This is a genomic window from Actinacidiphila paucisporea (assembly GCF_900142575.1).
GTDB lineage: Bacteria > Actinomycetota > Actinomycetes > Streptomycetales > Streptomycetaceae > Actinacidiphila > Actinacidiphila paucisporea.
The window spans coordinates 317,420-343,685 of sequence record NZ_FRBI01000006.1; the positions used below are offsets into that span (position 1 = coordinate 317,420).

The window sequence follows — 26,266 nt, forward strand, 5'->3', positions numbered from 1 at the left end:
GGCCCGCGGAACCGGCGGGCCGCTCGCCGCGTCACATCGCCACCTGACGGTCGACCGAGCCGAGGAGGGTGCGCGGTGAGCAGCGAGCACGACGATCATGAGGTACGCCCGCGGGGCGAAGACCACGAGTCCGGTCGGGACGACGACGTCCTCGTCGGCGGGGCCCTCGGGGGGCACCCGCGGAACGGGGCGCCGCACAGGCGGCGGACGACGGTGGCCCTGGTGGCCGCCGCGGTGCTGGCCGCGGCGGGCGGCGGCGCCTACTGGGCGGTGACCGCGGGCGGCGGCGGGAAGTCGCCGACCGCGCACGCGGGCCCGGTCACCACGCTTCCGGGCACGGCGGACGGCGGGCCGGGCACGGTGGCCGACACGGGCATCGGCAGCGTCTACCGGCTGACCGGCACCCTGCCGAAGGACATCCCGGGGCCGTCCCCCCTCTACCGCCCGGACGGCGGCGCCGGCCGGGCCGCGGTCGGCCGGCTGGCGGCCCTGCTGGGCGTGGCCGGGCCGGTGGTCGCCGACCACGGTTCCTGGCGGGCCGGCGCCGCGGACGGTACGGGCCCCGCGCTGCTGGCCGGGCCTGACGCGCCGGGCACCTGGTCGTACGCCCGCAACGGCCAGGGCGTCGCGGGCGCCACGACGGTGGTGCCGCCCGCACTGCCGCAGGTACCGCCCACGGCGGCCGCCCCTTCGGCGGGCCCGAACGCGGCGGACTCGAACTCGACCGACTCGGCGACGGTGGCGCCCCCGGCCGCGTCCGCCCCGGGCTCCGCCCCGGCCGCGGGCTCCGGCTCCGGTACGGGCGCGGACGCGGGCACCCCGCCGGTCTCCGCGCAGCGGGCCGAGGCGGTGGCGGCGCCCGTACTGGCCGAGCTGGGCCTGTCCGGCGCGCGGGTCGACGCCACCAGGACGGCGGGCTCGATCCGCACGGTGACCGCGGACCCGGTGGTCGGCGGGCTGCCCACGCACGGCTGGGAGACCGGCCTCGACATCGACCCGAACGGCCGGATCGTCGGCGGCCACGGACGGCTCTCGGCGCTGGCCAAGGGCAACAGCTACCCGGTGATCAGCGCCGACCAGGCGTTCAGGAGCCTGTCGGCCCGGATGATGCAGCCGCAGTACCGGAAGTCCTGCCAGGAGCCGATGCCCGACGACAAGGGCCAGGCGCAGCCGGCGCGGCCCGGCGGGAACGCCGCGGGTTCCGCCGCGTCGTCCACCGTCCCGGGCCAGGACAGGACGCTGCCGACCAGCCTGCCGTGCGTGGCGCCGCACCTGCCGCCGACCGACATCACGGGCGCGGAATTCGGCCTGGCCCCGCAGTTCGTCCCCGGCGGCCAGGCACTGGTGCCCGCCTGGCTCTTCGAAGCGCGGCCCGAGGGCTCCGCCACCACCTCGGTCATCGCCCGGCAGGCCGTCACCCAGGACGACCTCCAGGGCGGCCAGGGCGGCCAGGGCGGCGGCAACGCGCCCGGCGGCCCCTCCCCCGCGTCACCCGAGAAAATCTCCGGCTACCAGGCGAACGGCAACACGCTGACGCTGACCTTCTGGGGCGGGGTCTGCGACACGTACGCCGCGTCGGCCTCCGAGCAGGCCGGCGCCGTGACGGTCAGGGTGACCGGCACGGCGAAGAATCCGGGGGCGTTCTGCCCGGCGATGGTCAAGGCCCAGACGACCTCGGTCACCCTCAGGTCACCGCTGGGGACCCGTACGGTCGTGGACGCCACGACCGACCTGCCGGTCCGGCACTAGCGGGGTCTCGCTGCCCCGCCGGGCATGCAGACAGGGGCGCGGGCCCGCACCTGATGGTGCGGGCCCGCGCCCCTGGTGCTTGCCCTGCGCCGCGGGGGCGCGGGGCGGAGGCTCAGTGGAAGGAGTCGCCGCAGGCGCAGGAGCCGGTCGCGTTCGGGTTGTCGATCGTGAAGCCCTGCTTCTCGATCGTGTCCACGAAGTCGATCGACGCCCCGCCCAGGTACGGCGCGCTCATCCGGTCGGTGACGACCTTGACGCCGCCGAAGTCCTTGACGACGTCGCCGTCGAGCGAGCGCTCGTCGAAGAAGAGCTGGTAGCGCAGGCCCGAGCAGCCGCCGGGCTGGACCGCGACCCGCAGCGCGAGGTCTTCCCGGCCCTCCTGCTCCAGCAGGGTCTTCACCTTGCCGGCGGCGGCGTCCGACAGGAGGATGCCGTCCGTCGTGCTGGTCTCGTCCTGAACCGTCATCTGCTTACTCCCGGGTTGTACGGACTACTGGCTTACCGACTGCTAAACCGGCGCTCTTCCGGATTCATTCCGGTCGGGCCGAGCGGGGTCGAGCGAGTCCGCGGGGTCTTCGTCCTCACCATGCTCGCACACCGGCACCCCCGCGCGGCGGGGAGGGACGAATGCGTCACATTGACGAGACCGGACATCGTCAATCTGACGCGAACGGGCTATGATAGATAGCGTCAAGTAGACGAAAAGGTCTGCGATGCAAAGAAAGGGCGTCCGGCCCGTGACCACCACAGAAACCCTGGACGTACAGCCCACCCCGCTCGCGCTGCTGCTTCTCGGCCGCGAGTCCGACCCTCGCAGCGAGCGGGGTGTGGACTGCCCCGGTGACCTCCCGGCGCCGTCCGACCCGCACCTGGTGGAGCGCGCCAGGGCCGCCAAGGCCCGCCTCGGCGACAAGGTCTTCGTGCTCGGCCACCACTACCAGCGCGACGAGGTGATCGAGTTCGCCGACGTCACCGGCGACTCCTTCAAGCTGGCCAGGGACGCGGCGGCCAGGCCGGAGGCGGAGTACATCGTCTTCTGCGGTGTCCACTTCATGGCGGAGTCCGCCGACATCCTCACGTCGAGCCGGCAGCAGGTGATCCTCCCCGACCTGGCGGCCGGCTGCTCGATGGCCGACATGGCCAGTGCCGAGCAGGTCGCCGAGTGCTGGGACGTGCTGGCCGACGCAGGGGTCGCCGACGTGACCGTCCCGGTGTCGTACATGAACTCCTCGGCCGACATCAAGGCCTTCACCGGCCGGCACGGTGGCACGATCTGCACCTCGTCCAACGCGCAGCGCGCGCTGGAATGGGCCTTCTCGCAGGGCGAGAAGGTGCTCTTCCTGCCCGATCAGCACCTGGGGCGCAACACCGCGGTGCGGGACCTGGGCATCCCGCTGGAGGAGTGCGTCGTCTACAACCCGCACAAGCCGGGCGGCGGGCTGACCGCCGAGCAGCTGCGGAACGCCAGGATGATCCTGTGGCGCGGCCACTGCTCGGTGCACGGCCGCTTCTCGCTGGAGTCGGTCGAGGACGTCCGGGCCCGCATCCCCGGCGTCAACGTGCTGGTGCACCCCGAGTGCAAGCACGAGGTCGTCAGCGCCGCCGACCACGTCGGCTCGACCGAGTACATCATCAAGATGCTGGACGCGGCCCCCGCCGGCTCGGCATGGGCGATCGGCACCGAGCTGAACCTGGTGCGCAGGCTCGCCAAGGCGCACCCGGACAAGCAGATCGTCTTCCTCGACAAGACCGTCTGCTTCTGCTCGACCATGAACCGCATCGACCTGCCGCACCTGGTGTGGGCGCTGGAGTCCCTCGCGGACGGCAAGACGGTCAACCGCATCGAGGTCGACGCCGAGACCGAGCACTTCGCCAAGCTGGCTCTGGAGCAGATGCTCGCACTGCCGTAAAACCCCTGCCGCCGGGGGCGGCCCGGAGCAATGATGGACGGGTGATCCTTCGACCGGTTCGGGACGACGAGGAGGACGCCGAGGTCGTGCGGGAGGTCGCCGCCGCCGCCTTCGGCGCCTCGCGGGCGATCGGCGGCGACCCGGCGCTCCTCGAGGAAGCCGGCGGCCGGCCCGAGGCCGCCGCACGGGAGCGCGGCCGCACCCGCCACCTGGCCACGACCGACCCCGGCGGCTGCTGGATCGCGCAGGACGAGGCGGCGGGCCCGGTGGGCGCGGTGCTGTCGTCCCGGCGCGAGGGCACCTGGGGCCTGTCGCTGCTGGCGGTGGCGCCGGGCGCGCAGGGCAAGGGAGTCGGCAAGGCCCTGATGGCGCGGGCGCTGGTGCACGGGCGGGCCTGCCTGCGCGGCATCATCTGCGGCACCCGGCACCCGGCCGCACCGCGGACCTTCCGCAGGGCGGGCTTCACGCTGCATCCGGCGATGCGGCTGACCGGGGTGGTCGACCCCGCGGGCCTCGCGCCGCTGGACGGCGCCGTGCACGAGGGCACCGCCAGGCACCGGGATCTGATGGACTCCGTCGACCGCCGCACCCGCGGCGGTGCCCACGGGCCCGACCACGAGGAACTGCCGCGGCACTTCCGGCTGTTCGTCGTGGACGACCTGGCGGGCAGCGGCTACTGCTACGCCGACGACCGCGGTGTGGAGCTGCTGGCCGCGACGTCCCGCCGGCTGGCCACCCGGCTGCTGACGGCGGCCCTGGTGAGCATGCCGCAGGGCCGCCCGGTGCGGGTGGCCGGGCTGACGGCGGAGCAGGAGTGGGCGGTGGACGTCGGGATCGCGGCCGGCATGGAGATCTCCAACGCCGGTTACGTGTGCCTGCGCGGGATGCGCCCGCCGAACCCGTACATCCCCTCGCAGCTCTTCCTCTGAAGCCCGCGGCCCCGCGTCCGCGCGTCAGCCGCAGGTCCGGTCCGCCGGGGCCGGGGACGCCGGGTGGTGGCGCGGGGCGGACAGCGGGAGGCGGACCCAGACCCGGAAGCCGCCGCCGGGGCGGGCGCCGGCCCGGCAGATACCGCCGAGGGCGCTGGCCCGCTCGTACATCGCCAGCAGGCCGGGGCCGCCGGTGCCGCGCTCGGTGGGGCGGCCGGGGCACGGGATGCCCGGCGGCACCTGCGAACTGCCGTCGCCCGCCGCGTCGGGGCGCGGCCTGCTCGGCGCGGGCAGCAGCGACTCGGCGGTGCCGGGCGCCCCGTCGTCGTCCACCACGACCTCAAGTGCCCCCGGGTCGCGCCTGATCCGTACGACCGCGTCCGCGCCGGGCCCGGCGTGCTTGCACACGTTGGCCAGCGACTCCTGGATCACCCGGTAGGCGGCGAGGTCGACGCCGGCCGGCAGCGGCTCGCGCGGCAGCGGCGCCGGGTCGCCGCCGGTGCGCTCCTCGACGGTGACCCGCAGCCCCTCCCGCCGGAAGCCGTCGAGGAGTTGATCGAGCAACCCGAGCCCCGGGGCCGGCTCCATCGGCGCGGCGGGCTCACCGCGCTGCGTCAACAGCCCTACGGTGGCGCGCAGTTCGTCCAGCGCGGACCGGCTCGCCTCGCGTACGTGCGCGAGCGCCTGCTGCGCCTGGTCGGGGCGGCGGTCCATGACGTGGGCGGCGACACCCGCCTGCACGTTGGCCAGTGCGATCTGGTGGGCGACGACGTCGTGCAGCTCGCGGGCTATCCGCAGCCGCTCCTCGGCGACCCGGCGCTTGGCCTCTTCCTCGCGGGTCTCCTCGGCCCGCAGCGCCCGCTCGGCGATCGCGGCGGCGTAGGCCCTGCGGCTGCGTACGGCGTCGGCCGCGGCCGCGGCGGTGCCCGTCCAGGCGACGACGGCGACGATCCGGCCGTCGACCCGGTGCCGGGCGACGAGAACGGCGGACAGCGCGCAGGCCAGCAGCAGCACGGCCCACAGCGCCCTGCGGTGCGGCACGCCCCTGCGCCACCGCACGGGCAGGCCGGAAGCTCTCCTGGGATACTGCACGGTAACCACTGTATTCCCGGGGCGAAGCCCCCGCCGTTGGCGCCGGATGGCCTGCCGGTCAGCCTGGGATCAGCTCGGTCGGCCCTGGAGCAGCCCGGTCAGCCCGGGATCAGCCCGTCGTCCTTGAGCATGGCCTTGACCTCGTCGAGGGTGGCGTCCGCCGTGGGCAGGATCAGCTCGGACGGCTCCAGCGCATCGTCGGGCAGTGGTACGCCGCGGCTGCGGACCTCGTCGAGCAGGGCGCCCAGCGTGCGCCGGAAGCTCTCCTCGTCACCGGCCTCCACCGCGGCGAGCAGCTTGGTGTCCAGCTCGTTGAGCCGGGCGAGGTCGGCCTGCGCCAACCTCACCTGGCCCTCCCCCATGATCCGCGCGATCATGACGGCCTCCTCCGTTGCGGGCGCCTACTGCTTGTCGAACCTCGGGGTGTCCTGCGGCCGGCCCTGGGCGTCTCGACCGCCCTGGCCGCCCTCGATCGCCTGCGGGGCGCTGCCGCCCGCCAGCTCGGCCTTCATCCGCTGCAGCTCCAGCTCCACGTCGCTGCCGCCGGAGATCCGGTCCAGCTCGGCCTGGAGGTCGTCCTTGGCCATGCCCGTCGGGTCGTCGAGGGCGCCGGAGGCGATCAGCTCGTCCAGCGCGCCCGCGCGGGCCCGCAGCTGCTCGGTCTTGTCCTCGGCGCGCTGGATCGCCATGCCGACGTCGCCCATCTCCTCGGAGATGCCGGAGAACGCCTCGCCGATCTGGGTCTGCGCCTGGGCGGCGGTATAGGTGGCCTTGATGGTCTCCTTCTTCGTACGGAAGGCGTCCACCTTGGCCTGCAGGCGCTGGGAGGCCAGCGTGAGCTTCTCCTCCTCGCCCTGCAGCGTCGTGTGCTGCGTCTCCAGGTCGGTGACCTGCTGCTGCAGGGCCGCCCGCCGGGACAGCGCCTCGCGGGCCAGGTCCTCACGCCCCAGCGCGAGCGCCTTGCGGCCCTGGTCCTCGTAGGTCGACGACTTCTTCTGCAGCTCGGTCAGCTGCAGCTCCAGCCGCTTGCGGGAGGTGGCGACGTCGGCCACACCCCGCCGTACCTTCTGCAGCAGCTCCAGCTGCTTCTGGTACGAGTAGTCAAGCGTCTCGCGCGGGTCCTCGGCCCTGTCCAGGGCCTTGTTGGCCTTCGCGCGGAAGATCAGTCCCATCCGCTTCATGACACCGCTCATGGGCCTCGCGCGCCCCCTTCTCCGGCAACTGCTCCAGCACCTCTACAGACCCCAGCCTACGGGCCTTGGTTCCATTACCGCACTGTTCGGACCCGGATGCGCTCATCCGCAAGGACGATCACGGTTCGGCCACCCCATGCCCAGGGAGGAGACGGGGGCTGGGGTCGGGCGGCGGAAGCACGTAACCTTGTAAACGTGTACCGACGCCGTTCCGAAGATGAGCAGGCCCTCGCAGTAGCCGCAGTGCTCGAGGACCAGACCCGCGACCCGCAGGCTCCCAAGGGTCGCCCCACGCCCAAGCGCAGCGAGGCCCAGCAGCAGCGCCGCAAAGCGGTCAACACCCCGACCGACCGCAAGGCGGCCGCCAAGCAGGCCCGCGAGGCCCGCCGCGTCGACCTCGCCAAGCGCCGCGAGGCGCTGGCCAACGGCGACGAGCGCTACCTGCCGGCCACCCACCAGGGCCCGGTGCGCAAATTCACCCGCGACTACGTCGACTCCCGCTACCGGGTCGCCGAGTTCTTCCTGCCGATGGCCGTGCTGATCCTCGTCGGCAGCCTCATGCCGGCCGTGCAGACGCTCTCGCTGTTCCTGTGGGTGCTGGTCATCGTGCTGATCCTGGTCGACTCGGTGATCACCGGCTTCAGCCTGCGCCGCCAGCTGGCCACGCGCTTCCCCGACCAGAACACCGGCCGGGCCGTCACCTACGGTCTGATGCGGACCCTCCAGATGCGCCGGATGCGACTCCCCAAGCCGCAGGTCCAGCGCGGCGCCAAGCTCTGAACGGCTTCGCCCCCGGCGGGCCCGCCGCCCCGGGCGCGGGCGGCTTCCAGGGCGGCGCGGACACCTGGCTGGCCGGCCTCGGCGGCCTCCGGAACACCGTCAGGCAGGAACTGGTCGCGCGGCAGCTGGACGAGCAGCTCGCCGCGCACTTCCCGCCGGCCGGCGGCGCCCACGCGGTGCGGCGGCTGCGGGTCCTGGACATCGGCCCCGGCCAGGGCACGCAGGCCCTGCGGCTGGCCCGCGCCGGGCACCTCGTCACGGGCCTCGAAGCCGACCCCGCCATGCTCACCGCCCTGCGGGCGGCGGTCGCCGCGGAGCCCGCCGACGTGCGGGCCCGCTTCGTCGCCCTCCAGGGCGACGGGCGCGAGACCGGCCGGCACTTCGGCCCCGCGTGCTTCGACGTGGTCCTCTGCCACGGCGTGCTCATGTACGTGCCCGACCCCGAGCCGATGCTCGCCGCGCTCGCCCGGGTGCTCGCACCCGGCGGGCTGCTGTCCCTCGTCGTCCGCAACGGCGACGCCCTGGCCATGCGGCCGGGCCTGCTCGGCGATTACGCCTCGGCGCTCCAGGCCTTCGGGTCCCCCGGCTACGTCAACCGCCTCGGGATCGCCACCCGGGCCGACCGGCTGGCGCCCATGACGACGACGCTGGCCGGCATCGGGGTGCCGCTGCACACCTGGTACGGGGTGCGGGTCTTCACCGACACCGCCCCCGACCACGCGCTCGCCCCCGCGGACCCGGGCGCCCTCGCCACCCTCCTCGACGCGGAGGACGCCGCCGGGCGCAACGACCCCTATCGCGCGGTGGCCGCGCTCCTCCACCTCTGCGGCCTGCGTTCCTGACGGTCCGCTCCCTGCTCCCCGCCTCCCTGGCGGGCGCCGTCACGCTGTACGGCGGGGCGCAGGGGCACCCGGATGGACCTCGGGGCGGGTGAGGGGGGCGGGGCGAAGGGAGGATGCGGGTATGAGGCGACCTCGTACGCTCCTTCCGCCCGGCGCAGCCGCCCTGGCGCTGGCGGTCAGTGCCTGCACCTCGGGCGCGGCCGGGAATCCGTCCCCGCCGGAGGCCAACGCCCGGGTCGCCGCGACGGGCGGCGGCAACGACCTCCAGACGGCGTACCAGAACACCGTCAAGAACGTCCTGCCGTCCGTGGTGCAGATCACCACCGAGCAGGACCTCGGCTCCGGCGTCGTCTACGACGGCAAGGGCGACATCGTCACGAACGCCCACGTCATCGGCAGTGCCACCAGTTTCCAGGTGTCGCTGGCCACCGGCGGCAGCCCGCTCGGCGCGAAGCTGGTCGCGTCCTTCCCCGCCAACGACCTCGCCGTGATCCGCCTGACGTCCCCGCCGAAGGGCCTCAAGCCAGCCGACTTCGGCGACTCCGGCAAGGTCGCGGTCGGCCAGATCGTGCTGGCGATGGGCAATCCGCTCGGCCTGTCCAGCAGCGTCACGCAGGGCATCGTCTCGGCGACCGGCCGCACCGTCAGCGAGGGCTCCGCCGACGGCGGCACCGGGGCGACCATCCCCGACATGGTGCAGACGTCCGCCGCGATCAACCCGGGCAACAGCGGCGGCGCCCTGGTCAACCTCGACAACCAGGTGATCGGCATCCCCACGCTGGCCGCCACCGACCCGCAGTTCGGCAGCGGTGCCGCGCCCGGCATCGGCTTCGCGATCCCGGCGTCCACCGTGAAGCGGATCGCCGACCAGATCATCAAGCACGGCAAGGTCACCGACTCGGGGCGGGCCGCGCTCGGCGTGACCGTCCGCGGTGTCGTCGACCAGAACCAGCAGCCCGCGGGCGTCGCGATCGTCTCCGTCAGCAAGGGCGGCGCCGCCGCCAAGGCCGGACTGCGCTCCGGCGACGTCATCACCAAGGTCGGCGGTACGCCGATCACCACCGTGCAGAGCCTCACGACGGTGCTGGCGTCGCTCACACCGGGCACCAAGGTCGCGGTGACCTACGACCGGGACGGCGCGACGAAGACCGCGCAGGTCACGCTGACGTCGCTGGGGTGACGCGGGTGGCGTCCCCCGCGCGCACGGGGGACGCCACCGTCACGCGTCGGCGTGCAGGCTCATCGGGCCGTAGATCCTGGCGTCGCCCTCGGAGAGGACGACCTGGTCGGCACCGCCTTCGAGCAGGTCCTTCCAGACCTCGCCCAGCCAGGACTCGGCGTCGCCCTGCGTGGTGAACTCCTCGGGCTCCACCGCGGGCGCCACCTCGGTGCCGTCGGCCTTCTCGAACCGCCACGTCCACGCCATGTGTGTCTCCTCGGTGCCGAGTCCAGAGTGCTGCGGGAAGCTGCCAGGGCAGCGTAACTCGCGGGATCGGCGGTGGTGGGGCCGTCGCCACATGGCGGCCCCCGCGCGCCCCGCGCGGCGCGACGCGAGACGATCGTGCCGTGGAAGCGACTCTCCTCGGCACCGCGGGGCCCGAAGGCCTGCCCGTCCCCGACTGCCCCTGCGCGGCCTGCGCCCTCGCCGTGGACCACGGCGCCCGGGCCCCGAGTTCCGTCCTGGTCGACGGTGTGGTGCTGCTCGACCTGACGCCGGGCGTGGCCCTGGCCGCGGCCCGCGCCGGGCACAGCCTCGCCGGGCTGCGCCTTGCCCTGCTCTCGCACCCGCACGACGGCCCGGCCGTGGAGATCCCGGCCGGGCTGCCCGCGCCCACCCGGCTGCCCGACGGGCAGCGGCTCACCCTGATCACCGGCCACGAGGTGCGGGCGCTGGCGATGGACGCGCCCGGCACGGGTTACGCCGTCGAGTCGCCCGACGGCCTGCGGCTGCTGTACCTGCCGCCCGGCTGCGCCCCCGCGGGTCTCGACGGCGCCGACGAGCCGCCGTACGACCTGGTGCTGCTCGACGCGATCGGGCGGCCCGACGCGCTCGCCCGGCTGCGGGCGGCCGGCGCGGTCGCCGGCACGACCGACGTGGTCGCCGTCCACCTCGGCCACGACGCGCCGCCGCAGCCCGAGCTGAGCCGGCGGCTGGCCGCGTACGGTGCCAGGGCCGTGCCCGACGGTACGACGCTGGTCGCCGGCGACTACCACGCCGTGCCCGACGTGCCGCGCCGCACCCTGGTGCTGGGCGGCGCCCGCTCCGGCAAGTCCGCCGAGGCCGAGCGCCGCCTCGCGGCCTTCCCCGAGGTCGTCTACGCCGCCACCGGCGGCACCCGCGACGGCGACGCCGACTGGGCCGACCGTGTCGCCCGGCACCGCGAACGCCGCCCGTCCGGCTGGCGCACCCTGGAGACCCGCGACCTCCTCCCGCTCCTCGCCGACGCCGCCGGCCCCCCGCTCCTCATCGACTGCCTCGCGCTGTGGCTCACCGACGTCCTCGACACGGAGGGCGCGTGGGACGACGACGCCTGGCACAACGGCGCGGCCCGCCGCGTACGCGCCCGTGCGGACGCGCTGGCCGCGGCATGGCGTGCGACCCGTCGCACCGCCGTGGCGGTCTCCAACGAAGTCGGCTCCGGCGTCGTCCCCGCGACCCCCGCGGGTCGTCGCTTCCGCGACGAACTCGGCCGGCTCAACGCGATGATGGCTGCCGAGTCCGAACACGTCCTCCTCCTCATCGCCGGCCTCCCCCTCCCCCTCCGCTGACGCGGCCCCCTCGAAGCCGGCCCTCCGCCCCGACCCGCGCGCGGGTCGCCACCGGCCCAAAGGGGCCGCCCGGTCCGACCCCGGAGCACCCGCCGGTGACCGGCTGAGCGCGCAGTTCCCCGCGCCCCTGGTGGGCACCCCCCACCGCAAGGGGCAACCCCCCAGGGGCGGGGGGAACCGCGCGAGCACACGCCGCCCGGGCGCGGGGAAGTGCCGGCGTGGAGAGGCCGCCCGCTGGCGGGGGTGCGGGGCCGGAGGACCCGGAGAGCCGGGCTAGGTTACTGTTCGGCGGGTGAGTGGCATCGTGCTGGACGACTTCGGCTCCCTGGTGGAGCGCCCCGACGCAAGGCTGCGGCGGGACTCGGCAGACAGGTGGCGGGCGCTGGTGCGGCCGGCCGACGGGCTGGGGAAGGCCGCGGAGTTGGCCGACTGGCTGGCCGCCGTGCAGGGGGTGGTCCCGGTGCGGCCCATCACCGCGCCCCGCGTCGTCCTCTTCGCCGGCGACCACGGCGTCGCGGCGCTGGACGTCTCGGCCAGGAAGCCCGGCACGGCAAGTGCCTTGGCGCGGGCCGCGATCGACGGCACCGCCCCGGTGAACGTGGTCGCGCGCCGCCTCGGCGTACCGGTCGACGTCGTCGACATGGCGCTGGACTGCGACCCGGCGGACCTGCCGGACGAGGTGACGGCGTATCGGGTGCGCCGCGGTTCGGGCCGTATCGACGTCGAGGACGCGCTGACCCGCGAGGAGGCCGAGCAGGCCTTCCGTACGGGTACCGAACTGGCCGACCGGTACGCGGACTCCGGCACGGACCTGGTGCTGCTCGGTGACCTGAGCGTCGGCGGTACGACGACGGCCGCCGTGCTGATCGCCGCGCTGTGCGGCACGGACGCCTCCGTGGTGACCGGCCGCGGCTCCGGCATCGACGACCTCGCCTGGATGCGCAAGTGCGCCGCGATCCGGGATGCCCTGCGCCGCGCCCGCCCGGTGCTCGGCGACCAGATCGCCCTGCTCGCCACCGTCGGCGGCGCCGACTTCGCCGCGATGACGGGCTTCCTGCTCCAAGCCGCGGTACGCAAACTGCCCGTCGTGCTCGACGGCGTCGTCAGCGCGGCCTGCGCGCTGCTCGGCCAGCGCGTCGCCTTCCGGGCACCGGACTGGTGGCTGGCCGGCCACGCCACCGGTGAGCCGGGCCAGGCGAAGGCGCTGGACCGGATCTCCCTCGACCCGCTGCTCGACCAGGGCATCCGGCTCGGCGGCGGTGTCGGCGCCCTGCTGGCGCTGCCGCTGATCCAGGCCGCGGCGGCGCTGTCCGCCGAACTCCCGGTCGACGAGGGAGCCGAGCCCGTCGATGAGGCCGTGGAGGCCGTGGAGGCCTAGCCTCCAGCCTGCCCGGAGCCGCCCCGCCGCGCCCCGACGCGCCCATAGAGCGTAATGCCGTAAATCAGACATTACGCTCTATGCTTCCCACCCATGGGAAGTGCCCGGCCAACACGCCGCCTGGCGGCGCGCAGCGCGGTCTTCACGGTCTGGTACCTGCGCCTGGTGGCCGCGCTGAACTTCCTCGGCGCCGTCTGGGTCTCCTTCGGCACCGACATCCGGCGGCACAACGCGCAGGACTACTTCACCCCGTATCTGCTGACCGCGGGCTTCACCTCGGGCGCCATCGCCCTCTTCCTCGCCGTCACCATGCGCCGCCGCAAGCGGGCCGCCTGGATCCTCAACCTCGTCCTGTGCGGCCTGTTCTTCGCCGCGCTCGCGCTGAGCATGGTGTGGCCCGACATCCACGACCACGCCCAGAACTGGATCTCGCTCGCCCTGACCACCGCCTTCCTGGCCGCGCTGCTCGCCGGGCGGCGGGAATTCCGCGCCAAGGGCGACCCCGCCAACCCGTGGCACGCGGCGGTGACCGCCGTCACCGGCCTGGTCCTGGCCGCGCTGATCGGCACCGTCCTGGTCACGGCGACCGACTCCCAGCACGACGGCACCTTCGGCGACAGCTTCGGCTACGCCCTGCTGCGGCTGATCTCCCTGGTTCCCGACGACCACGCGTTCATGGCCATCTCCACCCCGGGCTGGGTGGACGTCGTCATCAACGTCATGAGCACCCTGCTCTTCGTCCTCATCCTCTTCGTCGCCTTCCGCTCGCCGCGGGGCCGGGAGCTGCTGGGCGCGGAGGACGAGCGGCGGCTGCGCGCCCTGCTCGACAGGTACGGCGAACGCGACTCGCTCGGCTACTTCGCGCTGCGCCGCGACAAGAGCGTCATCTGGTCGCCGAGCGGCAAGGCCGCGATCGCCTACCGGGTGCTGGGCGGCGTCTCCCTCGCCTCCGGCGACCCCATCGGCGACCCCGAGGCCTGGCCCGGCGCCATCGACGCCTGGCTGAACGAGGCCGGTGAGCACGCCTGGGTGCCGGCCGTCATGGGCGCCGGCGAGGAGGCAGGCACGGTCTACGCCCGGCACGGTCTGGACGCCCTCGAACTCGGCGACGAGGCGATCGTGGAGACCGCCGACTTCACCCTCGAAGGGCGCGCGATGCGTACGGTCAGGCAGGCGTACAACCGGGTACGCCGCTCGGGCTGCACGGTACGCGTGCGGCGGCACGCCGACATCCCGCCGGGCGAGCTTGCCGTACTCGTGGAGCGCGCCGACGACTGGCGCGACGGCCAGACGGAACGCGGGTTCTCGATGGCGCTCGGCCGACTCGGCGACCCCGCCGACGGCCAGTGCGTGATGGTCGAGTGCGCGGACGGCGACGGCAGGCCGCGAGCGCTGCTGAGCTTCGTGCCGTGGGGTCCGCGCGGCCTGTCCCTGGACCTGATGCGGCGTGACCGCGGCTCGGACAACGGCCTGATCGAGTTCATGGTCATCGAGCTCATCCAGCACGCCGAGGAGGTCGGCGTCGAGCAGGTCTCGCTGAACTTCGCGATGTTCAGGTCGGTCTTCGAACGCGGCTCCCGGCTCGGCGCCGGACCCGTACTGCGCCTGTGGCACTCCCTGCTGACGTTCTTCTCACGGTGGTGGCAGATCGAGTCCCTCTACCGCGCCAACGCCAAATTCCGGCCGATCTGGGAGCCGCGCTATGTCCTCTTCGGCAAGTCGAGCGAACTCCCGCGCATCGGCCTCGCCGGCGCCCGCGCCGAAGGCTTCCTCGGCGTCCCCCGTCTTCCCTCGCCGCTGCGGCGGCGACCGGCGGGGCGGGTGGAGAGGACGGCCCGGTGAGGGCCGCCCGGCCGCGGGGCGCCGGCGGGACGGCGGATACGGCGGTGGGCGCGGCGGCTTTCGCGGGGTCGGCGTGACGCGGCTGTTCGCCGAGTGGGGCGCCATGCTCGGGGACGTGCGCGGGCGGTTGCGGGCGCGGGGGGCGCGGGCCGTACCCGTCACGCTCGGCGCGGGTGCCGGGATCCTGCTGCTCCAGCTGCTCCAGCACGGGCGCGGCACCAGCGGGTGGGTGGAACGGCTCGGCGGGGTCTACGCCGGCCTGCCGTGGTGGCAGGCGCTGCTGCGTACTCCCCTGTCGGTCTTCCTGCCCGACCCCTGGCTGCCGGTGTGGGGGCTGCTGCTCCAGGTCGTGGTCGTCTTCGGGATCGCCGAGGCCACAGTGGGCCCGCGCCGCACGCTCGGCGTCGCGCTGCTCGCCACGCTGGCCGGCACCGGTTTCGCCCGCTACTCGCTGTGGGCCGGCCCGCACTGGCCGCTCGGCCTGCCCGCGCACGACCTCCTGGTCCGGGACACCGGGCCGTCCGCGGCGGTCGTCGCCCTCGGCGTCTACGTCGCCCTGCGCTACCGGGCCTGGTGGACGGTCGGCGCGATCGTCTCGGCGATGGTCGTGGAGGTCGTCTCCCTCCCCAACCTCGCCGGCTACGAGCACCTCGCGGGCGTGACGCTCGTCCTGACCCTCTTCGGCCGCGCCCCGGGCCACGCCCTGCGCGGTCCGGCCCCGCCGGGGCACTGACCTCGGGCCCCGCACCGGCGGCCGATAGCCTCGCGCGATGGACAAGCCTCCCCCGGCCTCGGCCGGTGACGCGCTGCGCTTCGCCTTCGGCACCCTCACCGTGCTGCCCGCGCGGCTCACCCGATGGGACCGGGCCGCCGCCCGGGGCGGCATGCTCGCCGCGCCGCTCGTCGGGGCCGTGATCGGGCTGGCGGCCGCCGTGTGCGGCGGGCTGCTCGTCGCGCTCGGCGCCGGGCCGCTGCTCGCGGCGGCCGGCGCCGTCGCGGTGCCCGCGGCGCTCACCCGGGGGCTGCACCTCGACGGGCTCGCCGACACCGCCGACGGGCTCGGCTCGGGCAAGGAGGCGGACGACGCCCTGCGCATCATGAGGCAGTCCGACATCGGGCCGTTCGGGGTCGTGGTGCTGGTCTTCGCCCTGCTCTTCCAGACCGCCTCGGTCGCGGCCTGCTACGGGCACGGGTGGCGGTACGGCGGCGCCGCCGCACTGATCGCCGCGGTGTCCGCGCGGGCGGCGCTGCTCGCCGCGTGCCGGCGGGGGGTTCCGGCGGCCAGGCCCGGCGGGCTCGGCGCGGCCGTCGCCGGCGCGGTGCCACCGTCCCTGGCCCTGGGTGCCACCGGCCTGTGCGCCCTGCCCGCCGCGGTCGGCGGCCTGGGCTTCGGGGGGCTGACCTGGCTGCGCTGCGGTGTCGCCGTGCTGGGCGCGGCGGGGGCGGGCGAGGCGGTGGTGCGGCGCTGCGTCCGCCGCTTGGGCGGAGTGACGGGGGACGTCTTCGGCGCCGTGACCGAGACGGCGGGCACGGCGGCGCTCCTGGTGCTGGCCCTGCGCTGACGTCGCGGGCGCCGCCGGAGCCGGCCGAGGCCGGCCGAGGCCAACTGCGGGGCGCGGCCGACGGTGGCGCGGGCCGCAGGGGGGCGGCGTAGTCTCAGGCGAGCCGGTGGGCACCGCGGACTGCCCCGATGGTGCGGCGGAATACGATGCGGGGACCGGCCCGGCCGGGCCATCCACCGGCCTTTGACAAGGACCTCGACCGAATAGGACCTGAGCCACCGTGACAGCTCTGACACTCAGTACCTCCGCCGCCGCAGCGCTGCGCGCGGACGCCGTCGTCGTGGGGGTGAGCAAGGCCGCCAAGGGCGGCCCGCGCCTCGCCCCGGGGGCGGAATCGGTGGATGCCGCGTACGACGGCAAGCTCGCCTCGACGCTGGAGACGCTCGGCGCGACCGGCGCCGAGGGCGAGCTGACGAAGCTCCCGTCGCCGGCCGGCGTGAAGGCCGCGGTCGTGGTGGCGGTGGGCCTGGGGGAGGCGCCCGAGGACGGCGCGGGGTTCGACCCCGAGGTCCTGCGCAAGGCGGCGGGCACCGCGGCCAGGGCGCTCTCGGGGGCGAAGAAGGCGGCGTTCGCGCTGCCCGCGGCGGACGCCGCGGACGTCGAGGCGGTCGCGGTCGGAGCCCTGCTCGGCGCGTACGCGTTCACGGCGTACCAGGCCGACTCGGGCAAGGGCCCGCTCGGCGAGGTCGCGGTGGTGGGTGCCAAGCCGCGCGACAAGGCGCACAAGGCGGCGGCGGAGCGGGCGGCCGCGGTGGCCGAGGAGGTCAACCGGGCGCGCGACCTGGTGAACACCCCGCCGAACGACCTGAACCCGAAGGCCTTCGCCGCCGCGGTGCAGGCCGCGGGCAGGGAGTACGGCCTCAAGGTCGAGGTGCTGGACGAGAAGGCGCTGGTCAAGGGCGGCTACGGCGGCATCATGGGCGTCGGCCAGGGCTCGGCGACGCCGCCGCGGCTGGTGCGGGTGGCGTACTCGCACGCGAAGGCGACCAGGACGCTGGCCTTCGTCGGCAAGGGCATCACCTACGACTCGGGCGGCATCTCGCTGAAGCCGCCGGGGCACAACGAGACGATGAAGTGCGACATGAGCGGCGCGGCCGCGGTCTTCGCCGCGGTCGTGGCGGCGGCCAAGCTGGGCCTGGCGGTCAACGTGACCGGCTGGCTGGCGCTGGCCGAGAACATGCCCGGTGGCGGCGCGACGCGTCCCGGTGACGTGCTGAGGATGTACAGCGGCAAGACGGTCGAGGTGCTGAACACCGACGCCGAGGGCCGGCTGGTGCTGGCCGACGCGCTGGCCAGGGCGTCGGAGGAGGCGCCGGACGCGATCGTGGACGTGGCGACGCTGACCGGTGCGATGGTGCTCGCGCTCGGCGACGGCCGGTTCGGGATCATGGCGAACGACGACGGCTTCCGTACCGCCGTGCACACCGCCGCGCTCGCCGAGGGCGAGGACTCCTGGCCGATGCCGCTGCCGCAGCAGCTGCGCAAGACCTTCGACTCCCCGACCGCGGACATCGCCAACATGGGCGTACGTCCGGGTGGCGGTCTGATCGCCGGGCTGTTCCTGCGCGAGTTCGTGGGCGAGGGCATCACCTGGGCGCACCTGGACATCGCGGGCCCGGCCTTCAACGAGGGCGGACCGTTCGGCTACACCCCCAAGGGCGGCACTGGCACGGCCGTGCGCACCCTGGTGGCGCTGGCCCGGCAGACCGCCGACGGCGACCTGCTCTGACCGGCGGGCGGCACCGCCGTCCGGGTGAGATGTGTCACGTGCGGCCCCCGGCGACATGCCGGGGGCCGCTCCTGGTGTTCCCCCGGCAGGGCCGGTGGCCCGCGAGCCCCTGAGAAGTGCGAAGATGTTGTCTCGGCACGACAGGGCCCCCTTTAAGACAAAGCGGCCGAACCAAAGCCGCCGCCCGGTCATGGTGGACCGGCTCCGGCGAACCCATGCATGGAGGACGTGACGTGGCGAACGACGCCAGCACTGTTTTCGACCTAGTGATCCTCGGCGGCGGCAGTGGCGGCTACGCAGCCGCACTGCGTGCTGCGCAGCTGGGACTGGACGTCGCCCTGATCGAGAAGAACAAGCTCGGGGGCACCTGTCTGCACAACGGCTGCATTCCCACCAAGGCACTGCTGCACGCCGGTGAGATCGCGGACCAGGCTCGCGAGAGCGAGCAGTTCGGTGTGAAGGCCACCTTCGAGGGCATCGACATCGCGGCCGTCCACAAGTACAAGGACGACGTGATCTCCGGCCTCTACAAGGGCCTGCAGGGCCTGGTGGCGTCACGCAAGGTGACGTACATCGAGGGCGAGGGACGGCTGTCGTCCCCGACCTCGGTCGATGTGAACGGCCAGCGCGTCCAGGGCCGCCACGTGGTGCTCGCGACCGGTTCCGTACCGCGCTCGCTGCCCGGGCTGACCATCGACGGCAACCGGATCATCTCCTCTGACCACGCGCTGACCCTCGACCGGGTGCCCAAGACGGCGATCGTGCTGGGCGGCGGCGTGATCGGCGTCGAGTTCGCCTCGGCGTGGAAGTCCTTCGGGACCGACGTGACCATCGTCGAGGGCCTGCCGCACCTGGTGCCGGTCGAGGACGAGAACAGCTCGAAGCTGCTGGAGCGGGCCTTCCGCAAGCGCGGCATCAAGTTCAACCTGGGCACCTTCTTCCAGAGCGCCGAGTACACCGCGGACGGTGTGAAGGTGACGCTGGCGGACGGCAAGACCTTCGAGGCGGAGGTGCTGCTGGTCGCGATCGGCCGCGGCCCGGTCTCGCAGGACCTGGGCTACGAGGAGCAGGGCGTCGCGATGGACCGCGGCTACGTCCTGGTCGACGAGTACATGCGGACGAACGTGCCGACCATCTCGGCCGTCGGCGACCTGGTGCCCACCCTGCAGCTGGCGCACGTCGGCTTCGCCGAGGGCATCCTGGTCGCGGAGCGGCTGGCGGGCCTCAAGGCCGTGCCGATCGACTACGACGGTGTGCCGCGGGTGACGTACTGCCACCCGGAGGTCGCGTCCGTCGGCATCACCGAGGCCAAGGCCAAGGAGGTGTACGGCGCCGACAAGGTCGTGACGCTCAAGTACAACCTGGCGGGCAACGGCAAGAGCAAGATCCTCAAGACCTCGGGCGAGATCAAGCTCGTCCAGGTACGCGACGGTGCCGTCGTGGGCGTCCACCTGGTCGGTGACCGGATGGGCGAGCAGGTCGGCGAGGCGCAGTTGATCTACAACTGGGAGGCGCTGCCCGCCGAGGTCGCGCAGCTCATCCACGCGCACCCGACGCAGAACGAGGCCATGGGCGAGGCCCACCTCGCTCTCGCGGGCAAGCCGCTGCACTCGCACGACTAGGTCCTGCCCCGGGGGTCGGGCGGGAGCTGGGAGCGGACACCGCCAACCCGGCAAGATCCCCCAGGCAGCGCCCGACCCTCCACCACGCCACCCATTCGTAGATCGTGAGGAGTAACCGCAACCATGGCGGTTTCCGTAACCCTGCCGGCGCTCGGCGAGAGCGTGACCGAGGGCACCGTCACCCGCTGGCTCAAGGCCGAGGGTGAGCGCGTCGAGGCCGACGAGCCGCTGCTCGAGGTCTCGACCGACAAGGTCGACACCGAGATCCCCTCCCCCGCGTCCGGCGTGCTCGCGTCCATCAAGGTCGCCGAGGACGAGACGGTCGAGGTCGGCGCCGAGCTGGCCGTCATCGACGACGGCAGCGGCGCCCCCGCCGCCGCCCCGGCCGCCCCGGCGGCCGAGCCGGCGCCCGCGCCGGTGCCCACCGAGGCTCCGACGGCCCCGTCGACCGAGGCCGCGGCGCCCGCTCCGGCCCCGACCGCCGAGGCGGCCGCCGGTGACTCCGGCGCGTCCGGCACCGACGTCGTGCTGCCCGCACTGGGCGAGTCGGTCACCGAAGGCACCGTCACCCGCTGGCTGAAGGCCGTCGGCGACAGCGTCGAGGCCGACGAGCCGCTGCTGGAGGTCTCGACCGACAAGGTCGACACCGAGATCCCCTCCCCGGTGGCGGGCACGCTGCTGGAGATCCTGGTCGAGGAGGACGGTACGGCCGAGGTCGGCGCCCGGCTCGCGGTGATCGGCGCGGCCGGTGCCGCCCCCGCCGCGGCTCCGGCACCTGCCGCGCCCGCCCCCGCCCCGGCGGCCCCGGCTCCCGCAGCTCCGGCTCCGGCTCCGGCAGCTCAGGCTCCCGCGCCGGTGGCGCCCCCGGCCCCCGCGCCGGCCGCCGCCGCGCCCGCTCCGGCCGCTCCTGCGCCGGCCCCGGCTCCCGCTCCGGCTCCGGTCGCCCCGGCCGCGCCCGCTCCGGCGGCCACGACCGGTGACGACGGCGCGTACGTCACCCCGCTGGTCCGCAAGCTCGCCGCCGAGAACGGCGTGAACCTCGGCTCCGTGCAGGGCACGGGCGTCGGCGGGCGGATCCGCAAGCAGGACGTCATCGCCGCCGCGGAGGCCGCGAAGGCCGCCGCCGCCGCGCCGAAGGCGGCCCCGGCCGCCGCCCCGAAGGCCGCCGCCGCGGTGTCCCCGCTGCGCGGCCAGACGGTCAAGATGACCCGGATGCGCAAGGTCATCGGCGACAACATGATGAAGGCCCTGCACTCGCAGGCGCAGCTCACCAGCGTCGTCGAGGTGGACGTCACCCGCATCATGCGGCTGCGCGCCCAGGCCAAGGAGGCCTTCGCGGCCCGCGAGGGCGTCAAGCTCTCGCCGATGCCCTTCTACGTCAAGGCGGCCGCCCAGGCCCTCAAGGCGCACCCGGTGGTCAACGCCAGGATCAACGAGGACGAGGGCACGATCACCTACTTCGACTCCGAGAACATCGGGATCGCGGTGGACTCCGAGAAGGGCCTGATGACCCCGGTCATCAAGGGTGCGGGCGACCTGAACATCGCCGGTATCGCCAAGAAGACCGCGGAGCTGGCGGCCAACGTCCGGGCCAGCAAGATCACCCCGGACGACCTGGCGGGTGCGACCTTCACCATCAGCAACACCGGGTCGCGCGGCGCGCTGTTCGACACCGTCATCGTGCCGCCGAACCAGGCCGCCATCCTGGGCATCGGCGCGACCGTCAAGCGCCCGGTGGTCGTGGAGACCCCCGAGGGCACGGTCATCGGCATCCGCGACATGACCTTCCTGTCGCTGTCCTACGACCACCGGCTGGTGGACGGCGCCGACGCCGCCCGCTACCTGACGGCGGTCAAGGAGATCCTGGAGGCGGGCGAGTTCGAGGTCGAGCTCGGCCTGTAACCGCCCGCGGCAGCGCCGCACGGCACTCGGCGCCCCCGTCCCGGTCCACCCGGGGCGGGGGCGCCTGTCCGTGCCCGTCGCGGCCGGACGGGAGGCACGGTTGCTTCTTCGTCGTATGGTCGGTGTCACGCAACACGTGAAGGAGCGCCCCATGGCCCCTGCCGCCGTCCCGCACCTTGTCGTGCACAGCCTCCGGGAGCAGATCCGCGAGCACATCCTGGAGGGGATCGTCAGCGGGCGCTGGAAGCCGGGCGAGCGGATCGTGGAACGCCGGATCGCGGCGGAGCTGCAGGTCAGCCAGACTCCCGTGCGGGAGGCGCTGCGGGAGCTGGAGGCGCTGCGGCTGATCGAGTCGGCGCCGAACAAGGGGGTGCGGGTGCGCGGGCTGACCGCTGCCGACCTCAAGGAGAGCTATCCGGTGCGCGCCGGGCTCGAACAGGTCGCCGCCGAGCTGGCCGCCCCGGCGCTCGCCTTCGCCCCCGCCGCCCTGGAGCGCGAGGTCGCCGCGCTGCGGCTGGCCGACGCGGCACTCGACAGCGAGGCCCAGGTGCGGCACACGGTGGCCTTCCACCACGAGCTGGTCCGCGCGGCGGACAACGCGGTGCTGCTGCACGCGTGGGAGTCGCTCGGCATCGAGGTGTGGACGACGCTGTCCATCCGCTGGCTCAGCCCCGCACCCCGCGCCTACGCGGCGGAGCACCAGGACATCGTCGACGCCTTCACCCGCCGCGACCCGAACATCTGCGCCCTGATCAAGTCGCACGTCCTGAGCTGCGCTCCGCAGGTCTGATCTCCGCCCGGCCCTTCCACCCCTGGGAATCGAAGATTCCCGGGGGGCGGCACTGCGTGCCTCCAAGGCTGGCACGCTGTGCCGACTTGGAATTCAGCGCTGAGAATGATTGATCGATCATCGATCGAAGGCGTAAAGTCGGTGCCGAGGGCGAGCCCTGTCTGCCGACTCCCACCACTCGCACTCAGCACCTCCCTCCATTCGGAAGGCGGCACCCCATGCCTGACGCCGTTGGCCGTACCCGGCCGAGTCAGCTCGATCAGATCCCGGACCGCGACCCGGAAGAGACCACCGAGTGGCTCGCGTCGCTCGACGCCGTCACCAAGGCCGCCGGGCCGCACCGGGCCGCGTACCTGATGCGGCGCACCCTCGAAAGCGCGAGCGGCAACCTGCCCTCGCTGCTGGAGACCGAGTACATCAACACCATCCCGACCGCCGCCGAGCCCGCCTATCCGGGCGACGAGGCGATCGAGGCGAGGATCACCGCCTGGAACCGGTGGAACGCCGCCGCCATGGTGACCCGCGGCAGCAGGCTCGGCCTCGGCGGCCACATCGCCACCTTCGCGTCGGCGGCATGGCTGTACGAGACCGGCTTCCAGCACTTCTTCCGCGGCAAGGAGGGCACGGGGTCCGGCGACCAGCTCTACATCCAGGGCCACGCCTCCCCCGGCATATACGCCCGCGCCTTCCTCGACGGCCGGCTGTCCGAGGGCCAGCTCGACCGTTTCCGGCAGGAGACCGGCGGCGACGGCCTGCCGTCGTACCCGCATCCGCGGCGGCTGCCGTGGCTGTGGGAATTCCCCACCGTCTCGATGGGCCTCGGCCCGCTGTCCGCGATCTACCAGGCCCGCTTCAACCGCTACATGGAGCACCGGGGCATCAAGGACACCTCCGACTCGCACGTGTGGGCCTTCCTCGGCGACGGCGAGATGGACGAGCCCGAGTCGACGGCCGCCCTGGCGCTGGCCGGCCGCGAGGGCCTGGACAACCTGACCTTCGTCGTCAACTGCAACCTGCAGCGGCTCGACGGCCCGGTCCGCCCCAACTTCAAGATCGTGCAGGAGCTGGAGTCGCAGTTCCGCGCGGCCGGCTGGAACGTCGTGAAGGCGCTGTGGGGCGCGGCCTGGGACGAGGTGCTCGCCCAGGACGTGGACGGCGCGCTGCTGCGGCGGCTGCGCGAGGTGCCGGACGCGCAGTTCCAGACGTACGCCACCCGCGACGCGGCCTACATCCGCGAGCACTTCTTCGGCGCGGACGCCTCGCTGCGGACGATCGGCGGCCGGCTCGCCGACGCCAAGCTGCTCGAACTGTTCCAGACCTCGCGGGCGGGACACGAGCCGCGCAAGGTCTACGCGGCCTACCGGGCCGCCCTGGACCACAAGGGCGCCCCGACCGTGGTGCTCGCCCAGACGGTCAAGGGCTACACCCTCGGCGCCGGCTTCGAGTCGCGCAACGCCAACCACCAGATGAAGAAGCTCACCGGGGCGCAGTTCCGCGCGATGCGCGACCTGCTGGAGCTGCCCATCCCGGACAGCGCGCTGGACGCGGACACCGTCCCGTACTGGCACCCCGGCGAGGACTCGCCGGAGATGCGCTACCTGCGCGAGCGGCGCGCGGCCCTGGGCGGCCCCGCCCCGGCCCGCAAGGTCGTCGCCAGGCCGCTGCCGCTGCCGGCGCCCGGGAACAAGGCGTACCTGGCGCTGGAGAAGGGCTCGGGCTCGCAGGAGATCGCCACCACGATGGCCTTCGTGCGGCTGGTCAAGGACCTGATGCGGGAGAAGGAGACCGGCCGCCGCTGGGTGCCGATCGTCCCCGACGAGGCGCGCACCTTCGGCATGGAGTCGCTCTTCCCGTCCGCGGGCCTGTACTCGCCCAAGGGCCAGACGTACGACCCGGTCGACCGCGACCAGCTGCTGTACTACAAGGAGGCGAAGGACGGCCAGATCCTCAACGAGGGGATCACCGAGGCCGGTTCGCTCGCCGACTTCACCGCGGCGGCCACCGCGTACGCCACGCACGGCGAGCCGATGATCCCGTTCTACATCTTCTACTCGATGTTCGGCTTCCAGCGCACCGCCGACCAGTTCTGGGCACTGGCCGACCAGCTGGGCCGCGGGTTCGTGATCGGTGCGACCGCGGGCCGCACCACGATGACCGGCGAGGGCCTCCAGCACGCGGACGGCCACTCGCACCTGATCGCCTCGACCAACCCGGCGGCGATCTCCTACGACCCGGCGTTCGCGTACGAGGTCTCGGTGATCGTCCGCGAGGGCCTGCGGCGGATGTACGGCCCCGACGCCGAGGACGTCTTCTATTACCTGACGGTCTACAACGAGCCGAAGGTGCAGCCCGCGATGCCGGCCGGCGTCGAGGAGGGCATCCTCAAGGGCCTCTACCGCTACCGGGCCGCAGCCGACCCGGCGCCCGGCGCCCCGCGGGTGCAACTGCTGGCCTCGGGAACCGCCATCCACTGGGCGCTGGACGCGCAGCGGCTGCTGGCCGAGGACTGGGGGGTGGCCGCCGACGTGTGGTCCGCGCCGTCCTGGACCGAACTGCGGCGCGACGCGCTGGAGTGCGACGCGGCCCGGCTGCGCGGCGAGGAGCGTACGCCGTACGTGACGCGCGCGCTGGAGGGTGCGCCCGGCCCGGTGGTCGCCGTCAGCGACTGGATGCGGGCGGTGCCCGACCAGATCGCGCCGTGGGTCGAGCAGGACTGGACGTCGGTCGGCACCGACGGCTTCGGCCTGTCGGACACCCGCGACGCCGCCCGCAGGCACTTCGGGGTGGACCCGCAGTCGCTCACCGTCCAGGCCCTCGCGGCGCTCGCCCGGCGCGGCGAGGTCGAGGCGGCCAAGGTGAAGGAGGCGGCGCAGCGGTACGGGCTCTGAGCCGCCGGTGTCGTCCCGACGCGTTGCCGCCGTCACGGGTGTGGCCTGTGCCGACTCCCGTGGCGGCATTCCTTGTCGGGGCTGAATCGCACCCAAGGAACCCGTGAATGCCGGGCGTCGGCGAAACCTACTGGCCCGAAGGGGATTGCGGGCCTCTACAAGTACCGGTTAAGTTCCCCCGGATGCCTGCCAACCCCAGTCCTCTAACAGCTCCGACCGCCGAGGACCTCAGCGCCTGGTACCGAGTGCAGTCCGCCGCGCTCGCGCACGACCGGCCGGGAGAGCCGGTGCCCTCGCAGGCCGCGGTGCGGGCCGGCCTGACCACCACCGGCAGCAGCCGTCGGCTGGTCCTGTGGCTGCTGCGCGGCTCCGCCGACGAACCGGTCGCGACAGCGGTCCTGCGGCTGTCCGGCACGGCGGCGGAGGGCACGCCCGGTCCCCCCGCCGAGGTCCAGATGACCGTCCACCCGGCGCACCGGCGCCTCGGCACGGGCTCCCGGCTGCTCGCCACCGTCACCGAGGCCGCCACCGCCGCCGGCTGCGGCACCCTGTCCGCGGAAGCGGTCGCCGGCACGCCCGGCGAGGGATTCCTGGCGACCCGCGACTTCGTCCCCGTCACCCGCCTGACCTGGCAGCGGCTCGCCCTGGACGGCATCCCCGGCGGGATCGGCGAGCTCCCCGACGTCCCTCACCCCGGCTACCGCCTGACCGCCTGGGAGGGCGCCGCCCCCGACACCCTCACCGACGGCTTCGCCGGCGCCCTGCGCGGGCTGCCCGCCACCGCGGCCGACGCCGGCGATTTCCGCTGGGACCCGGCCGCCGTCCACGAGACCGCCGAACTCGCCGCCCGCCGCGGCGACCGCCTCCTGACGGTGGCCGCGCTCCACGACGACGGCGATGTCGCCGGCTACACCACCGTCCTCCTGCCCGCCGACGGCGCCCGCCGCGCCCACCAGTACGACACCGCGGTCGTCCCCGCCCACCGCGGCCACGGCCTCGCCCTGTGGATGAAGTCCGAGATGCTCCGCCGGCTGCCCGCGGCGCAACCCGACCTCGCCGAGATCCACACCGGCGTTCCCGACGACAGCCGCCACCTCCTCGCGGTGAACACCACGCTGGGCTTCCGCCCGCTGCGCCGGACCGTCCGCTTCCGCCTCCGGCTGCGCCGGCGCTGAGCCGACGCCCCTCACGCGGCTGGTAACCTGCGTGATCGCTGTCCTGGTGCTTCCGGCGCCGGTCGCCCGGGCGGCGGGTGTGCGTCACGACACGGACGCATCCGGCTGACAGGG

The 26,266-nt window shown here is 74.0% G+C and carries 22 protein-coding genes; 17 read left to right on the forward strand and 5 right to left on the reverse strand.

Going from position 1 to position 26,266, the window contains the following annotated elements; translation table 11 throughout:
- Window positions 1-75: 75 nt before the first annotated feature.
- Window positions 76-1,749, forward strand: coding sequence for a hypothetical protein (locus BUE44_RS12860; RefSeq protein WP_073497427.1), 1,674 nt, complete (start codon window positions 76-78; stop codon window positions 1,747-1,749).
- Window positions 1,750-1,861: 112 nt separating this feature from the next.
- Here the strand turns inward: BUE44_RS12860 and BUE44_RS12865 are convergent, their stop codons facing one another.
- Complete coding sequence (locus tag BUE44_RS12865; RefSeq protein WP_073497429.1) at window positions 1,862-2,215, reverse strand: HesB/IscA family protein; 354 nt, start codon at window positions 2,213-2,215, stop codon at window positions 1,862-1,864.
- 247 nt (window positions 2,216-2,462) lie between these two features.
- Between BUE44_RS12865 and nadA the strand changes: the two genes are divergently transcribed.
- Both nadA and BUE44_RS12875 read left to right on the forward strand, forming a co-directional pair.
- Window positions 2,463-3,659, forward strand: coding sequence for a quinolinate synthase NadA (nadA, locus tag BUE44_RS12870; RefSeq protein WP_073497431.1), 1,197 nt, complete (start codon window positions 2,463-2,465; stop codon window positions 3,657-3,659).
- A gap of 41 nt (window positions 3,660-3,700) precedes the next feature.
- Complete coding sequence (locus BUE44_RS12875) at window positions 3,701-4,588, forward strand: GNAT family N-acetyltransferase (protein ID WP_073497433.1); 888 nt, start codon at window positions 3,701-3,703, stop codon at window positions 4,586-4,588.
- A gap of 24 nt (window positions 4,589-4,612) precedes the next feature.
- Here the strand turns inward: BUE44_RS12875 and BUE44_RS35765 are convergent, their stop codons facing one another.
- The 3 genes from BUE44_RS35765 to BUE44_RS12890 all read right to left on the reverse strand — a co-directional run bounded on the left by BUE44_RS35765 (window position 4,613) and on the right by BUE44_RS12890 (window position 6,873).
- Window positions 4,613-5,680: a sensor histidine kinase gene (locus tag BUE44_RS35765; protein WP_235002088.1), complete on the reverse strand. Its 1,068-nt coding sequence runs from the start codon at window positions 5,678-5,680 to the stop codon at window positions 4,613-4,615.
- A 98-nt stretch (window positions 5,681-5,778) separates the two neighbouring features.
- Window positions 5,779-6,057, reverse strand: a complete 279-nt coding sequence (gene pspAA, locus BUE44_RS12885) for a PspA-associated protein PspAA (RefSeq protein ID WP_073497435.1) — start codon at window positions 6,055-6,057, stop codon at window positions 5,779-5,781.
- 24 nt (window positions 6,058-6,081) lie between these two features.
- On the reverse strand, window positions 6,082-6,873 hold the full coding sequence (locus BUE44_RS12890) for a PspA/IM30 family protein (RefSeq protein WP_073497437.1): 792 nt from the start codon (window positions 6,871-6,873) through the stop codon (window positions 6,082-6,084).
- A 195-nt stretch (window positions 6,874-7,068) separates the two neighbouring features.
- Here BUE44_RS12890 and BUE44_RS12895 point away from each other — a divergent pair, with 195 nt between their 5' ends.
- The 3 genes from BUE44_RS12895 (at window position 7,069) to BUE44_RS12905 (ending at window position 9,675) form a co-directional block, all read left to right on the forward strand.
- Complete coding sequence (locus BUE44_RS12895; protein WP_235002090.1) at window positions 7,069-7,653, forward strand: DUF3043 domain-containing protein; 585 nt, start codon at window positions 7,069-7,071, stop codon at window positions 7,651-7,653.
- 68 nt (window positions 7,654-7,721) lie between these two features.
- The gene (locus BUE44_RS12900; protein WP_407640023.1) at window positions 7,722-8,495 is read left to right on the forward strand and encodes a class I SAM-dependent methyltransferase; all 774 of its coding nucleotides are present in this window, start codon (window positions 7,722-7,724) and stop codon (window positions 8,493-8,495) included.
- Between the two features lie 121 nt (window positions 8,496-8,616).
- Complete coding sequence (locus BUE44_RS12905) at window positions 8,617-9,675, forward strand: S1C family serine protease (RefSeq protein ID WP_073497441.1); 1,059 nt, start codon at window positions 8,617-8,619, stop codon at window positions 9,673-9,675.
- Window positions 9,676-9,714: 39 nt separating this feature from the next.
- Here BUE44_RS12905 and BUE44_RS12910 read toward each other — a convergent pair whose 3' ends face one another.
- The gene (locus tag BUE44_RS12910) at window positions 9,715-9,921 is read right to left on the reverse strand and encodes a hypothetical protein (RefSeq protein ID WP_073497443.1); all 207 of its coding nucleotides are present in this window, start codon (window positions 9,919-9,921) and stop codon (window positions 9,715-9,717) included.
- Between the two features lie 140 nt (window positions 9,922-10,061).
- Between BUE44_RS12910 and BUE44_RS12915 the strand changes: the two genes are divergently transcribed.
- From BUE44_RS12915 to BUE44_RS12965, 11 genes are all read left to right on the forward strand, one after another.
- Window positions 10,062-11,264 (forward strand): bifunctional adenosylcobinamide kinase/adenosylcobinamide-phosphate guanylyltransferase, encoded by a 1,203-nt coding sequence (locus tag BUE44_RS12915; protein ID WP_073497445.1) that lies wholly within the window; start codon window positions 10,062-10,064, stop codon window positions 11,262-11,264.
- Between the two features lie 292 nt (window positions 11,265-11,556).
- Entirely contained in the window at window positions 11,557-12,642 is a 1,086-nt protein-coding gene (gene cobT, locus BUE44_RS12920) for a nicotinate-nucleotide--dimethylbenzimidazole phosphoribosyltransferase (RefSeq protein ID WP_073497447.1), read from the forward strand.
- A gap of 93 nt (window positions 12,643-12,735) precedes the next feature.
- Entirely contained in the window at window positions 12,736-14,484 is a 1,749-nt protein-coding gene (locus BUE44_RS12925) for a phosphatidylglycerol lysyltransferase domain-containing protein (RefSeq protein ID WP_073497449.1), read from the forward strand.
- Window positions 14,485-14,557: 73 nt separating this feature from the next.
- Window positions 14,558-15,217 carry a hypothetical protein gene (locus tag BUE44_RS37430; RefSeq protein ID WP_159450244.1) on the forward strand — a complete coding sequence of 220 codons (660 nt, stop codon included), beginning with the start codon at window positions 14,558-14,560 and terminating at the stop codon, window positions 15,215-15,217.
- Between the two features lie 37 nt (window positions 15,218-15,254).
- A complete protein-coding gene (locus BUE44_RS12935; protein WP_073497451.1) occupies window positions 15,255-16,046 on the forward strand; it encodes an adenosylcobinamide-GDP ribazoletransferase in 792 nt (263 codons plus the stop codon).
- 220 nt (window positions 16,047-16,266) lie between these two features.
- A complete protein-coding gene (locus BUE44_RS12940; RefSeq protein WP_073497453.1) occupies window positions 16,267-17,775 on the forward strand; it encodes a leucyl aminopeptidase in 1,509 nt (502 codons plus the stop codon).
- A gap of 233 nt (window positions 17,776-18,008) precedes the next feature.
- Window positions 18,009-19,397, forward strand: coding sequence for a dihydrolipoyl dehydrogenase (gene lpdA / locus BUE44_RS12945; RefSeq protein WP_073497455.1), 1,389 nt, complete (start codon window positions 18,009-18,011; stop codon window positions 19,395-19,397).
- Between the two features lie 123 nt (window positions 19,398-19,520).
- Window positions 19,521-21,299 (forward strand): 2-oxoglutarate dehydrogenase, E2 component, dihydrolipoamide succinyltransferase, encoded by a 1,779-nt coding sequence (sucB, locus tag BUE44_RS12950; RefSeq protein WP_073497458.1) that lies wholly within the window; start codon window positions 19,521-19,523, stop codon window positions 21,297-21,299.
- A gap of 151 nt (window positions 21,300-21,450) precedes the next feature.
- Window positions 21,451-22,089, forward strand: a complete 639-nt coding sequence (locus tag BUE44_RS12955) for a GntR family transcriptional regulator (RefSeq protein ID WP_073497460.1) — start codon at window positions 21,451-21,453, stop codon at window positions 22,087-22,089.
- Between the two features lie 218 nt (window positions 22,090-22,307).
- A complete protein-coding gene (aceE, locus tag BUE44_RS12960) occupies window positions 22,308-24,977 on the forward strand; it encodes a pyruvate dehydrogenase (acetyl-transferring), homodimeric type (RefSeq protein WP_073497462.1) in 2,670 nt (889 codons plus the stop codon).
- Window positions 24,978-25,264: 287 nt separating this feature from the next.
- A complete protein-coding gene (locus tag BUE44_RS12965) occupies window positions 25,265-26,152 on the forward strand; it encodes a GNAT family N-acetyltransferase (RefSeq protein WP_143172501.1) in 888 nt (295 codons plus the stop codon).
- Window positions 26,153-26,266: the final 114 nt, after the last annotated feature.